The organism is Microbacterium sp. (assembly GCF_035556355.1).
Lineage (GTDB): Bacteria > Actinomycetota > Actinomycetes > Actinomycetales > Microbacteriaceae > Microbacterium.
Map to the genome: position 1 here is coordinate 1 of NZ_DATMFG010000012.1, position 12,507 is coordinate 12,507.

Below are 12,507 nucleotides of genomic sequence, written 5' to 3' on the forward strand. Positions count from 1 at the left end.
GCCTCCTCCGCCGCCCCCACCCGAGAAGCCGCCGCCGGACGACCCACCCGACGAGGACCATCCCGAGCTCGACGAGCTGCTCGAGCCGGAGGACCCGCGCGAGACGGGTGTCGCGGCGAGCCGACCGATCGAGCGCGACGCGTCGGTGAGCGAGTTCGAGCCGACCACGTCGAAGAGCGACACGCGCGCGGCCGGCAGCTCGGCAGAAGCCGCGGCGCGGATGACGTCGAGCCACTCGCGCTGCATGCCGAACAGCACCGCGTACGGCAGCAGCCGCTCGTACAGGTTCACGACGTCGGCGCCCGGGGCGTTGGGCACCTCGCCGTACGGTCGCCTGCCCGCGGACACCAGGTCGGCCGTCTGCGGTGTCTGGGCGGCACGCAGGCGCTCCTCTTCGGCGAGCTCGAGGTACTCGCGGATGCCCTCGAGGTACGTGCGGTGGCGGCCGCCCGCGAGTGTGAGGGGCGCCGGCAGCTTGAGGCCGGGGACCATGAAGGCGACGAAGCCGCTCGCGACCGCCGCGCCGTACACGAGCGTGCCGAGCCCGTCGGGGAGGTCCGCGAGGACGGGGATCTCGCCGACGAAGAAGAGCAGCACGAACGCCAGGGTGGTGCCGCACACCATCGCGGCGAGGCGCACGTTCTCGACCCACGCGGGGATGCGACCCCGGTAGCCGCGGCGGCGCGTGAGCTCGCCGATGCCGCGCAGGTACGTGACCGCACGGTTCGGCGGCTTGGCGGTGAACTTCCCGAGGTCCACCTTCGCCCCCGGCCCCGACTTCGTGCCGAACAGCGCCTGCACGACTCGCCGGTCGTCGCCGGCGAGGCCGTCGCGCGTGCGCAGCACGAGGTCGAAGTCGTCCGGACGGTCGCGGTCGCCGCTCGCGCGGATCTCGATGACGTCGCGCACCGCGAGATCGACGACCTGGGCGGCGAGCGCCCGCTCGGGGACTCCGAGCACGTCGGCCGACAGGAGGAGCGACTCGTCTTCGGGCGGCGTGTACTGCACGATGACGGGCGACCGGTCGGGATTGCGGCGCAGCACGCGGCGCACGACGAAGACGAACACGAGCCCGCCGACGCCGGCGAGGAGTGCCGCCCCAGGCAGGATCCACTGCCACCACGGGTACGGCGGCGGGGGCGGTGGGCTCGGCGCGGCGAACGTCCCCTGCTCGAAGCCGATCGCGACCGTGACGTTCTCGTCCGGGCCGAGTCGCACGGGCGGCACCGTGAACTCGACAGCGTCGGATGCGGCATCCGACGCCCCCTGCGAGCCCGCCCACGCGGTGACGTGGGCCGGCCACTCGCCCCCGTCTGTCGGACCGGTGATCGTGCACGGGTCGCTCGAGCCCGCCGGGCCCTGGTAGCAGAACGCTCTCCCGGCGAGCAGGCCGTCGGCGGCATCGCCCGCGATGCGCACGTGTGCTCCGACCGCGTCGAACGGCTGCGGGTGGTCGGTGCCGACCGTGTCCCAGTAGAACTCGTCGGCGTCGGTGTCGTCGTAGCGCGGCACGACGTCGCGCATCGTGTACGAGATGACGTACGTCTGCCGGCCGTGGACGAACGAGTCGTCGCCCGTGAGGATGTATAGCCAGTCCTCGTCCAGCTCCGTCCACCATGGGATCGGCGCGCCGCCCTCACCCCGGACGTCCATCACCTGCGTCTGCAGGTCGATGCCCGAGTCGGAGCGCGGCAGGGTGCGGACGATGCCGCGGTTCTGGTCGAAGTCGGGGAACCGCGCGACGATCGTCTCGGTCGTGTAGAGCGCGCTCGCACCCCCGGGGGCCCGCACGAGCCAGTACTCGGCGTCGAACGAGTCGTAGGTGAAGTTCTGGACGTCGGCGGGGGCTGGGACGATGCCGGATGCCGCGGCCGGTGGTGCGAAGGCGAGCACGAACGCCAACGCGAGCGCGCTCGCGCGGCGGGCCAGCCGCCCCCGGTTCAGCCGCATGCGCTCAGCCTAGGGGCCGAGCGGGTCACGCCGTGAGTGCGAGCGCCTCGGCCGTCTCGTTGAGGGACTCGCTGGCCGCCTCGGGGTCGACGTTGAGCGTCGAGCCGTAGCTCGGGATGAGCTCGCGCAGGCGCGGCTCCCACTGGTCCATGCGCTCGGGGAAGCACGACTTGAGCAGGCCCAGCATGATCGACACCGCGGTCGACGCGCCGGGCGAGGCCCCCAGGAGCCCTGCGATCGTGCCGTCGGCGCCCGTGACGACCTCCGTGCCGAACTGCAGGATGCCGCCCTTCTCGGGGTCCTTCTTCATCACCTGCGCGCGCTGACCGGCCTGGATGAGCTCCCAGTCCTCGTCCTTCGCCGTCGGCATGAACGTGCGGAGGCTCTCGACCTTCTTGGCGTGCGTCTTCAGCAGCTCGCCGACGAGGTACTTGATGAGGCTCGGGTTGTCCCACGCGACCTTGAGCATGGGCCAGATGTTGCTCGGGCGCACCTGGGTCACGAGGTCGAGCATCGACCCGTTCTTGAGGAACTTGGGGCTGAACGTCGCGAACGGACCGAACAGCAGCGACGCCTCTCCGTCGACGACGCGGGTGTCGAGGTGCGGCACCGACATCGGCGGGGCGCCGACGGACGCCTGCGAGTAGACCTTCGCCTTGTGCTGCGCCACGAGCGCCGGGTTCGTCGTCTTGAGGAACTGACCGCCGATCGGGAAGACGCCGTAGCCGCGGATCTCGGGGATGCCCGAGCGCTGCAGGAGCTTCAGCGCCCAGCCGCCGGCGCCCACGAACACGAAGCGCGCACGGATCTCACCGGGCGTGAGGCCGATCGTGTTGCGCCACTTGACGAGCCACGTGCCGTCCTTCTGACGCGTGAGGTTGCGCACCTCGCGATTCGTGACGACCTGCGCGCCGCGCTTGCCCAAGGCGTCGAAGAGCTGGCGCGTGAGGGCGCCGAAGTCGACGTCGGTGCCCGTGGGGACCCGGGTCGCCGCGAACGGCTCGCCCTTACGGCGCTTCTGCATGAGCAGCGGGGCCCACTTGTTGATGACGCGCGAGTCCTCGCTGTACTCCATGCCGGCGAACAGCGGCTGCTCCTTGAGCACCTCGTAGCGCTTCTTGAGGAACGCCACGTCCTTCTCGCCGCGCACGAAGGTCATGTGCGGGGTCGCGTTGATGAACGTCGACGGCTCGTCGAGCACGCCTTCGTCGACGAGCGAGGACCAGAACTGGCGGCTCTGCTGGAACTGCTCGTTGATCGCGATGGCCTTGGACGGGTCGAGCTTGCCGTCGGGGCCCTCGGGCATGTAGTTCAGCTCGCACAGTGCGGCGTGACCGGTGCCCGCGTTGTTCCATGCGTTCGAACTCTCGAGCGCGACGTCGGACAGACGCTCGTAGGCGACGATCTTCCAGTCGGGCTGCAGCTCGGAGATCAGAGTGCCGAGAGTGGCGCTCATGATCCCGCCTCCGATCAACAGGACGTCGACGACGTCGGCGTCCGTGCTCGGAACGGTGCTCGCATCAGTGGTTTCGGTCACCAGACAATTCTAGGTCGGTGCGTCAGGGGGTCTGGACGGCGGTGAGCCCCGCGGCGACGAGTTCCGCGATCTGCACGGCGTTGAGGGCCGCTCCCTTGCGCAGGTTGTCGTTCGAGATGAACAGCACGAGACCCTTGCCCTCGGGTGCGGACTGGTCGGCACGGATGCGGCCGACGAACGACGCGTCCTTGCCCGCCGCCTGGAGCGGCGTCGGCACCTCCTCGAGCGTCACGCCCGGGGCATCCGACAGCACCTCACGCGCTCGCTCGGGCGTGATCTCGCGCGCGAACTCGGCGTTGATGCTGAGCGAGTGGCCCGTGAAGACGGGCACGCGCACGCACGTGCCGGCGACGCGCAGGTCGGGCAGCTCGAGGATCTTGCGGCTCTCGTTGCGCAGCTTCTTCTCTTCGTCGGTCTCGTTCGAGCCGTCGTCGACGAGGTTGCCCGCGAACGGGATCACGTCGAACGCGATCGGCGCGATGTACTTCTCGGGCTGCGGGAAGTCGAGGGCCGACCCGTCGCGCGCGAGGCGCTCGACGTCGCCCTGCGCGAGCACGCCCTCGACCTGGCCGAGCAGCTCGTCGATGCCGGCTTTGCCCGAGCCTGACACCGCCTGGTACGTCGAGATGACGAGACGCTCGAGGCCGGCGGCCGCGTCGAGGACCTTCAGCACCGGCATCGCGGCCATCGTGGTGCAGTTCGGGTTCGCGATGATGCCCTTGCGCGCTTCGGCGATCGCGTGCGGGTTGACCTCGCTCACGACGAGCGGGACATCGGGGTCCATCCGCCACGCGCTCGAGTTGTCGATGACGGTCGCGCCGGCCTCGGCGAAGCGCGGCGCGTGCGCACGGCTGCCGGTGGCGCCCGCCGAAAAGAGGGCGATGTCGATGCCCGACACGTCTGCCGTCGCGACGTCTTCGACCGTCACGGCCTTGCCCTGGAAGACGACGTCGGATCCGGCCGAGTGCGCCGTCGCGAAGGCGCGGAGCTCGCGGACGGGGAATCCGCGCTCCTCGAGGATGTCGAGCATCGCACCGCCGACCTGGCCGGTGGCGCCCACGACGGCGACGGAGAGTCCGGAGTCTGAGATGCGGGTCATGGGGAGTTCCTCAGCGTGGAGCGGACGCGCGGGCGTCGTCGGTCGCGCAGGGGTTGCCCGATTCTACCGCTCCGCTCGGAGCGCGTTCCCCCGTTCATCGCGGCATTCCTGTCAGCGCCCGGTGCCGGCGTAGACGACGGCCTCCGTGTCGCCGTCGAGCCCGTAGGCGGTGTGCACGACGCGCGCGGCCTCGGCGAGGTCGTCGCCGCGCACCACGACGGAGATGCGGATCTCAGACGTCGAGATCATCTCGATGTTGATGCCCGCGACCGACAGCGCTTCGAAGAGCGTCGCCGACACACCCGAGTGCGTGCGCATGCCCGCGCCCACGACGGACAGCTTGCCGATCTGGTCGTCGTGCACGAGGCTCTCGAAGCCGATGTCGTCCTTGTCGGCTGCGAGCGCGCGCAGCGCCGCCGGCGCATCCGCCTTGGGAAGCGTGAACGAGATGTCGGTGCGACCGGTCGCGGCCGCCGAGACGTTCTGCACGATCATGTCGACGTTCGCACCTGAGCGCGCGACGAGCTTGAAGATCTCGGCTGCCTTGCCCGGCACGTCGGGCACGCCGATGATCGTGATCTTCGCCTGGCTGAGGTCGGTCGCGACCCCCGCGACGATCGGCTCTTCCATGTGTTCTCCCTTGTGGGCGTCCGTGGAGGCGTCCTTCTGGCCGTCGGGCACCGTCATGCCCGGGCCGAGCACATACGTCCCGACGCTCGAGCTGAACGTCGAGCGCGCGTGGATCATCACGCCGTGGCGGCGCGCGTACTCGACGGCGCGGATGTAGAGCACTTTCGCGCCGTTCGCGGCGAGTTCGAGCATCTCCTCGGCCGAGACGACGTCGAGCTTGCGGGCCCTGGGCACGACGCGCGGGTCGGCGGTGAAGATGCCGTCCACGTCGCTGTAGATCTCGCACACGTCGGCGTCGAGCGCCGCCGCGAGGGCGACCGCGGTCGTGTCGGACCCGCCCCGGCCGAGCGTCGTGATGTCGCGCGTGTCGCGATTGAAGCCCTGGAAGCCCGCGACGATGACGATCGCGCCTTCGTCGAGCGCCTCACGCAGACGCACCGGGGTGACGTCGACGATGCGCGCCGCACCGTGGTCGGCGGTCGTGATCATGCCCGCCTGGCTGCCCGTGAACGAGCGCGCCTCGAAGCCCATCGAATGGATCGCCATCGCGAGCAGCGCCATCGAGATGCGCTCGCCGCTCGACAGGAGCATGTCGAGCTCGCGGGGCGCCGGGATCGGCGCGACCTGCGCGGCCAGCTCCAGCAGCTCGTCGGTCGTGTCGCCCATCGCGCTCACCGCGACGACGACGTCGTTGCCGGCGCGGCGCGTGTCGACGATGCGCTTCGCGACGCGCTTGATGCTCTCGGCGTCGGCGACGGACGAGCCGCCGTACTTCTGGACGATAAGCGCCACGTGGTTCTCCCGGGGATACGTCGGCGGGCGGCTCCCGGCCGCGCCCGACGATCCATCTTACGATCGGCGCATTCCCGTCCCGTCATGCGACGGCTCGGGCATCCGGGGTCACACGCGGTGCGGCTCGGGGGCCCTCTCGTAGCGGTCGGACGCGATCATGAGCTCGGCCCGGCCACCGGTGAGCGAACGCAGTTCGAGCACGTACCGCGCGAGCTCCGCCTCGGGCGCGCTCGCGATGATGCGCGTGCGGCCGTCCTCGGTCGACTCCGTCGCGTTCACACGCGCGCGGCGCGACGACAGGTCGGTGAGCACGGGACCCTGCAGGTCGGGCGGCACCGTGATGGTGACGATCGACACCGGCTCGAGGACGATCGTCCCGGCCTCGGCGAGGGCCGCCTTGACGCCCAACGCGGCGGCGGTGCGGAACGCCATCTCGGACGAGTCGACCGAGTGCGCCTTGCCGTCGTAAAGCTCGACGCGCACGTCGACGACCGGGTGTCCCTGCGGCCCGCCCGCCGCGAGGGCGTCGCGCGCCCCCTTCTCCACCGCGGGGATGTACTGGCGGGGCACGGCTCCCCCGACGACCGAGTCGACGAACTCGAAACCCGAGCCCGTGGGCAGCGGCGAGACGCGCAGCTGCACCACGGCGAACTGGCCGTGGCCGCCGGACTGCTTCTTGAGGCGGCCCTCCGCCTGGGCCGGACGCGCGATCGTCTCGCGGTAGGCGACCGGCGCGGGACCGGTCGTGACGTGAACCCCGAGCACGCGCCCGAGCCGTTCGACCGCGACGGCGAGATGCGTGTCGCCGAGCCCGCGGAGGATCGTCTCGCCGCCCGTGCGGTCGAGCACGAGGGTCGGGTCCTCGGCGAGCAGGCGCGCCAGCGCTCCGGACAGCTTCGCGTCGTCGGACTGACTCACCGGCGTGAGGGTGACGGCGTACACGGGCTCGCGGTGCGGGAGCGGCGCGGGGCGCGCGGTCCCCTGCGCGCGCGACCACAGGATCGAGCCGGACGGCGAGCCGGCGAGCTTCGCGACCGCCCCCACCTCTCCGCAGCGGAGCGCGTCCGCGGGCACGTGCTGCGATCCGCGCAAGCGGAACAGCGCCGGCATCCGCTCTTCGGTTCCCGTCGTGGCGTTGCGCAGCCTGTCGCTCGGGCGCAGCGTGCCCGACAGCACCTTGAGCATCGCGATCTGCCCGACGAACGGGTCGGCGACCGTGCGGAAGACGTGGACGACGGTCTCTCCCTCGGGGCTCGGGGCGACGGCGACCTCGGTGCCGCCCTCCCCGTCCGCCGAGCCGCCGACGACGATGCGCGTGTCGTGGTCGTGCGCCGAAGGCGTGAGCGCGCACAGCAGGTCGGCGACGCGATCGATGCCGGTGCCCGTCTCGGACGAGCACAGCAGCACGGGCACGGCCTCGCCGGACGCCACCTCGCGCGCGAACGACCGCTCGAGCTCGTCGGGCGAGGGCTCTTCGCCCTCGAGGTACGCCTCGAGCTGCTCGTCGTCGTGCGACACGATCTCCTCGGTGACGCTCACGTGCAGGTCGTGCTCCTCGACGCGCGCCGACTCGGGGATCGGCTCCTCGTGATGGTGGCCGGACTCGTCGTACACGAGGGCGTGCTCGCTCAGCACGTCGGCGACCGCGTGGAACTCCTGCTCCTCGCCGAGCGGCATCTCCAGCGGCCACAGCTTCTCGCCGAAGGCCGCACGCAGCTCGCCGAGCACGCGCCGGAAGTCCGCCCGCGCGCGGTCCTCCTGCGTCACGACGACCATGCGCGGCACCCCCGCGTGCTCGGTGGCGCTCCATGCGGCGCGCGTGCCCGCGTTCAGACCGTCGACGGCGCTCACGACGATGACCGCGGCATCCGCGACGGCCAGCGCGGTGTCGACCGCGCCGATGAAATCCGGATGCCCCGGGGTGTCGATCAACGTGATCGCGCGTTCCACGCCGTCGGAGCACGGCCACGAGAGGTACGCGAGCGAGATGCCGAGCGTCGAGCCGCGGGCGATCTCCTCGGGGTCGTGGTCGCATACGGTCGTGCCCTGCTCGATCGAGCCTTTGCGCGGTATCGCGCCGGCTTGGAACAGCAGCGCCTCTGCGAGCATCGTCTTGCCTGAACCGGTCCCTCCCACGAGGGCGACCGTCCGGTGTCCGTTGCCGGGCGTCGGGTCCATTCACGCCTCCCACACCGATGTGGATGTTCCGTCCATCGTGCCTTGTGCCTCGCAGGATCGCCAGGGCTGACGGCATCCGCATGGGCGGCGCTAGCATCCGGGCATGGATCAGCTGGAGCTGTGGAAGGACTTCAACGTCGCGATGGTCGGCGCGACCGCGGCCCTCGCGGGCCTCGTGATCGTCGCCGCGAGCGTGAACATCGCCGAGATCGTCAAGGCGTCCACGCTCACCGCGCGTCTCGCGGCCGCGATCGCCACGCTCGTGCTGGCGATCACGACGACCGGCGTGGGACTGATTCCCGAGATCGCGCCCGGATGGTACGGAGCGATCATCGTCGTGGCGACGCTCCTGGCCTGCGGGTTCCAGATCCACGCGACCGCGAGGATCGCGCGCGACCGGTCGCCGCGCGTGCGAGGGAGGCTCGCCAACGCGGCGATCGGATTCCTGCCCCTCGTCGCGTTCGCCGTCGGCGGCGTGCTGCTGCTGTTCTCGGTACCAGACGCCATGATCGCCGTCGCCGTGGGCACGCTCACCGCGATCGTGTCGGCGATCGGCGTCTCGTGGGTGGCCCTCGTCGAAGTGCTGCGCTGACTCAGGGCCCGGGACTCAGGGCCCGGGACTCAGGGCGAGAGCGGCGGCAGCTCGTCGACCTTGTCGCGCACGCGCAGACGGCCGCCGGTCGCCGCGAGCCAGCATCCGAAGATGACGAGCGGGAAGCCCACGAGCAGGCCGAGGGTGATCTCCTCGCCGAGGATGATGGCGCCGAGGACGATCGCGACGACGGGGTTCACGTAGGTGAACAGCGGCGCCCGTGCGGGGCCCACGCGAGCGATGAGCGCGAAGAAGACGATGAACGCGAGCGCCGTGCACAATACCGCCAGCAGCACGAGCGAGACGGTGCTCGGCACGGTGGGCACCTCGTGCTGCGTGAGCAGCGCGATCGGCAGATAGAAGAGGCCGACCGCGGCGAGCGCGAGGGTGACGCTGCCGAGCGACGGCACGTCCTTGAGCTTCGTGGCGACGATGAACGGCGCGATCGCGTACAGGACGGCCACGAGCAGCACCTCGCCGACGGCGATGAGCCCTCCGCCGCCCTCGACGGCGAGCCCCGGTCCGGCCACGATCACCGCGACACCCGCGAACCCGATGACGAGCCCGATCGAGCGGGCGCGGCCGAGGGCGCTGCGGTCGCCGCCCACGAACGCGATGACGGCGGCGAACAGCGGCACCGTCGAGACGAGCAGCCCGGTCAGCCCCGACGGGATCGTCTGCTCGGCATGGCTCAACAGCAGGAAGGGTCCTGCCATCTCGATCGCCCCGAACGCGAGCACCCACCCGATCTTCGACCACGCGGGCCTCAGCGCCTTCTGACGGATCGCGAACGGCAGGAGGATCACCGCACCCAGGAGCGTGCGTCCCGCGACGACCGCCGCGGGCGAGTACGAGTCGACCGCGATGCGGATGAAGAGGTATGGGATGCCCCACAGCACCGCCATGGCCGCGAACAGCAGCCATGCGCGGGCGTCGAACCGCTGCGCGGCGTTCACAGCGAGCGTCTGCCCTCGAACGCGCGGCCGAGCGTGACCTCGTCGGCGTACTCGAGGTCGCCGCCGACGGGAAGGCCGGAGGCCAGGCGCGTCACGGAGATCTCGAGCGTGTGCAGCAGGCGGCTGAGGTACGTCGCCGTCGCCTCGCCCTCGAGGTTCGGGTTCGTCGCGATGATGACCTCTCTCACCGTGCCGTCGGCGAGCCGCTGCATGAGCTGCGTGATGCGCAGGTCGTCGGGGCCGACGCCCGCGATAGGACTGATCGCGCCGCCGAGCACGTGGTACAGGCCGCGGAACTCGCGCGTGCGCTCGATCGCGGCGACGTCCTTGGCGTCTTCGACGACGCAGATGACCGTGGCGTCGCGACGCGGGTCGCGGCAGATCGCGCAGCGCTCCTGCTCGGACACGTTGCCGCACACCTCGCAGAACCGCACCTTCTCGCGCACCTCGCTGAGCAGCTGCGCGAGCCGCGACACGTCGAAGCTCGGCGTCTGCAGAATGTGGAACGCGATGCGCTGCGCCGACTTCGGCCCGATGCCCGGAAGGCGGCCGAACTCATCGATCAGCTCTTGGACGATGCCGTCGTACATGGCTAGCTGAACCTCGTCGGGGGTTCGTACGGCTCTTCACGCACGAAGCGCGCTCCGAGCACCTGACGCACGACCGCCTCGCCGTACCGCTGAGGACCACCGGATGCGGCAGCCGGCCGCACGGGCGCGGGAGGAACCACCGGCGGCAGGGGCGCCTCGACCTCGACCGCCGGCTCCTCGTCGTCGTCGTCTTCGGTCTCGATCGAGGTCTCGACCTCGTCGGCCGGGAGCACGTCGCCCTCGCGAGCGGGCGTGAGCGTCGCGACGCGCACGGCGGAAACGGCCTCTTCGGGCTCGTCGTCGACCGCGAGGTGGGGTGTCGCCTGCGCGGCTTCGGCACCGGGCGCGGGTGTGTCGGGGATCGGGGCGACCGCCCACTCGGTGACCGGTGCGGCGGCGTACGTCGTGGCTGAGCGGGCTCTCGCAGGGTCGGGCTCGGGCTCGCCCCGCGTGCCCTCCGCGGGGCTCCCGCCGCCCGACTCGGGCTCGCGGCCGCTGGGCTCGTGGCGTGCGATGTACCGCACGCGGAAACCGAGGACCGCGTTGATCGCCGTGCGCAGGTCTTCGCTCGGCCCGCCCGGGAGCTTCTTGAACTTCGCGAGGTCGGAAGGGCTCGGGAAGGCCAGGGTGAGCACGTCGTCGGCGAGGTCGACGATGCGCGCGGTCTGCGCGACCATCCACGACGTGCGGTTGATGTCGCTCAGGCGCGCGAGCACGTCGGGCCATGCCCCACGCATCGTCTCGAGCGTGACGGGGCCGGCGGGCGGCGCGGGAGCTGCCGCGGGTGCGGCGGGCTCGGCGGCTTCGCTCGCTCGCTCAGCGACCGGTGCGGGAGCCGGAGCAGCAACGGGGGCGGCCGCCGGCGCCGCGGGAGCCGTCGCGTACGTCAGCACGCGCGCCACCATGAGCTCGAGCTGCAGCCGCGGCGACGTCGCGCCCGTCATCTCGTCGAGGGCGGCGATCACGATGTCGGCCGTGCGCGACAGACGCGCCGCGCCGAACGCGTCGGCCTGGCGCCGGTAGCGCGCGAGGTCGTCGGTCGAGACGCCGCGCAGCACGGCCGCCGCGCCCTCGCCCGTCGCCGCGACGACGATGAGGTCGCGCAGGCGCTCGAGCAGGTCGTCGACGAAGCGCCGCGGGTCCTGCCCTGTCTGCACGACGCGGTCGACCGCGGCGAACGCCGCGGCCGCATCGGCTGCGGCGAACGCGTCGACGACCTCGTCGAGGAGCTCGGCGTGCGTGTAGCCCAAGAGGGACACCGCCCGCGCGTACTGCACGCGCACGGCGCCCGAGTCCGCCGCATCCGATCCCGCGATCAGCTGATCGAGCAGCGAGAGCGTGTCTCGCGGCGAGCCGCCGCCGGCCCGAACGACGAGCGGGAGCACGCCCGTCTCGACCTCGACGCCCTCCTGCGCGCACAGCTCTTCGACGTACGAGAGCATCGCGGCGGGCGGCACGAGGCGGAACGGATAGTGGTGCGTGCGCGAGCGGATCGTGCCGATGACCTTCTCGGGCTCGGTCGTCGCGAAGATGAACTTGACGTGGTCGGGCGGCTCTTCCACGAGCTTGAGCAGCGCGTTGAAGCCCTGAGGCGTCACCATGTGCGCCTCGTCGAGGATGAAGATCTTGTAGCGGTCGCGCGCGGGCGCGAACACCGCGCGCTCGCGCAGGTCGCGGGCGTCGTCGACGCCGTTGTGCGACGCGGCGTCGATCTCGACCACGTCGAGCGACCCGCCGCCGTTCCGCCCCAACTCGATGCAGCTCTCGCACGTGCCGCACGGCGTGTCGGTGGGGCCCTCGGCGCAGTTGAGGCAGCGCGCGAGGATGCGCGCGGACGTCGTCTTGCCGCACCCGCGCGGCCCCGAGAAGAGATACGCGTGGCCGACGCGGTCGCCGCGGAGCGCCGTCATGAGCGGTTCGGTGACCTGCGACTGACCGATCATCTCGCCGAACGTCTCGGGCCGGTAGCGGCGGTAGAGGGCGGTGGTCACCCCCACAGCCTACGGCGTGCCGGCGACATCGCGGCGGTCGGACTCGGGCATGCGCTAGCTGTACTGCCCAGGCAGGTTGTTTGAGATCCGGCTGATGGGCGGGAGCTTCCCGATCGCAGTGTGGGGCCTGTGGTGATTGTAGAAGTGCAGCCAGGCGGGCAGGGCTGCGCGGCGGGCTGATTCGCTGTTGTA

The 12,507-nt window shown here is 71.3% G+C and carries 10 protein-coding genes; 1 reads left to right on the forward strand and 9 read right to left on the reverse strand.

Annotated elements, in window-relative coordinates:
* The 5 genes from VNR19_RS02175 to VNR19_RS02195 all read right to left on the reverse strand — a co-directional run.
* The coding region (locus VNR19_RS02175; protein WP_325723435.1) for a DUF2207 domain-containing protein at window positions 1-1,950 on the reverse strand (1,950 nt) is incomplete at its 3' end.
* A gap of 25 nt (window positions 1,951-1,975) precedes the next feature.
* Entirely contained in the window at window positions 1,976-3,487 is a 1,512-nt protein-coding gene (locus VNR19_RS02180; protein ID WP_325723437.1) for a malate:quinone oxidoreductase, read from the reverse strand.
* 22 nt (window positions 3,488-3,509) lie between these two features.
* Entirely contained in the window at window positions 3,510-4,586 is a 1,077-nt protein-coding gene (locus VNR19_RS02185) for an aspartate-semialdehyde dehydrogenase (protein WP_325723439.1), read from the reverse strand.
* Window positions 4,587-4,697: 111 nt separating this feature from the next.
* A complete protein-coding gene (locus tag VNR19_RS02190; RefSeq protein WP_325723443.1) occupies window positions 4,698-6,008 on the reverse strand; it encodes an aspartate kinase in 1,311 nt (436 codons plus the stop codon).
* A 108-nt stretch (window positions 6,009-6,116) separates the two neighbouring features.
* Window positions 6,117-8,186, reverse strand: coding sequence for an elongation factor G (locus tag VNR19_RS02195; protein ID WP_325723445.1), 2,070 nt, complete (start codon window positions 8,184-8,186; stop codon window positions 6,117-6,119).
* 103 nt (window positions 8,187-8,289) lie between these two features.
* Here VNR19_RS02195 and VNR19_RS02200 point away from each other — a divergent pair, with 103 nt between their 5' ends.
* A complete protein-coding gene (locus VNR19_RS02200) occupies window positions 8,290-8,778 on the forward strand; it encodes a hypothetical protein (RefSeq protein WP_325723447.1) in 489 nt (162 codons plus the stop codon).
* 29 nt (window positions 8,779-8,807) lie between these two features.
* Here the strand turns inward: VNR19_RS02200 and VNR19_RS02205 are convergent, their stop codons facing one another.
* The 4 genes from VNR19_RS02205 to VNR19_RS02220 all read right to left on the reverse strand — a co-directional run.
* Complete coding sequence (locus VNR19_RS02205; RefSeq protein ID WP_325723449.1) at window positions 8,808-9,734, reverse strand: DMT family transporter; 927 nt, start codon at window positions 9,732-9,734, stop codon at window positions 8,808-8,810.
* A complete protein-coding gene (gene recR / locus VNR19_RS02210) occupies window positions 9,731-10,324 on the reverse strand; it encodes a recombination mediator RecR (protein WP_325723451.1) in 594 nt (197 codons plus the stop codon). The genes VNR19_RS02205 and recR overlap by 4 nt, the downstream gene beginning before the upstream one ends.
* A gap of 2 nt (window positions 10,325-10,326) precedes the next feature.
* Window positions 10,327-12,315 (reverse strand): DNA polymerase III subunit gamma and tau, encoded by a 1,989-nt coding sequence (locus VNR19_RS02215; protein WP_325723453.1) that lies wholly within the window; start codon window positions 12,313-12,315, stop codon window positions 10,327-10,329.
* A 54-nt stretch (window positions 12,316-12,369) separates the two neighbouring features.
* On the reverse strand, window positions 12,370-12,507 hold a 138-nt coding region (locus tag VNR19_RS02220), incomplete at its 5' end, for an integrase core domain-containing protein (protein WP_325723455.1).

Coding starts and splice junctions, on each gene's coding strand:
- VNR19_RS02185 (WP_325723439.1), bottom strand. CDS start 4,586: ATGACCCGCATCTCAGACTCCGGACTCTCCGTCGCCGTCGTGGGCGCC.
- VNR19_RS02195 (WP_325723445.1), bottom strand. CDS start 8,186: ATGGACCCGACGCCCGGCAACGGACACCGGACGGTCGCCCTCGTGGGA.
- VNR19_RS02200 (WP_325723447.1), top strand. CDS start 8,290: ATGGATCAGCTGGAGCTGTGGAAGGACTTCAACGTCGCGATGGTCGGC.
- recR (WP_325723451.1), bottom strand. CDS start 10,324: ATGTACGACGGCATCGTCCAAGAGCTGATCGATGAGTTCGGCCGCCTT.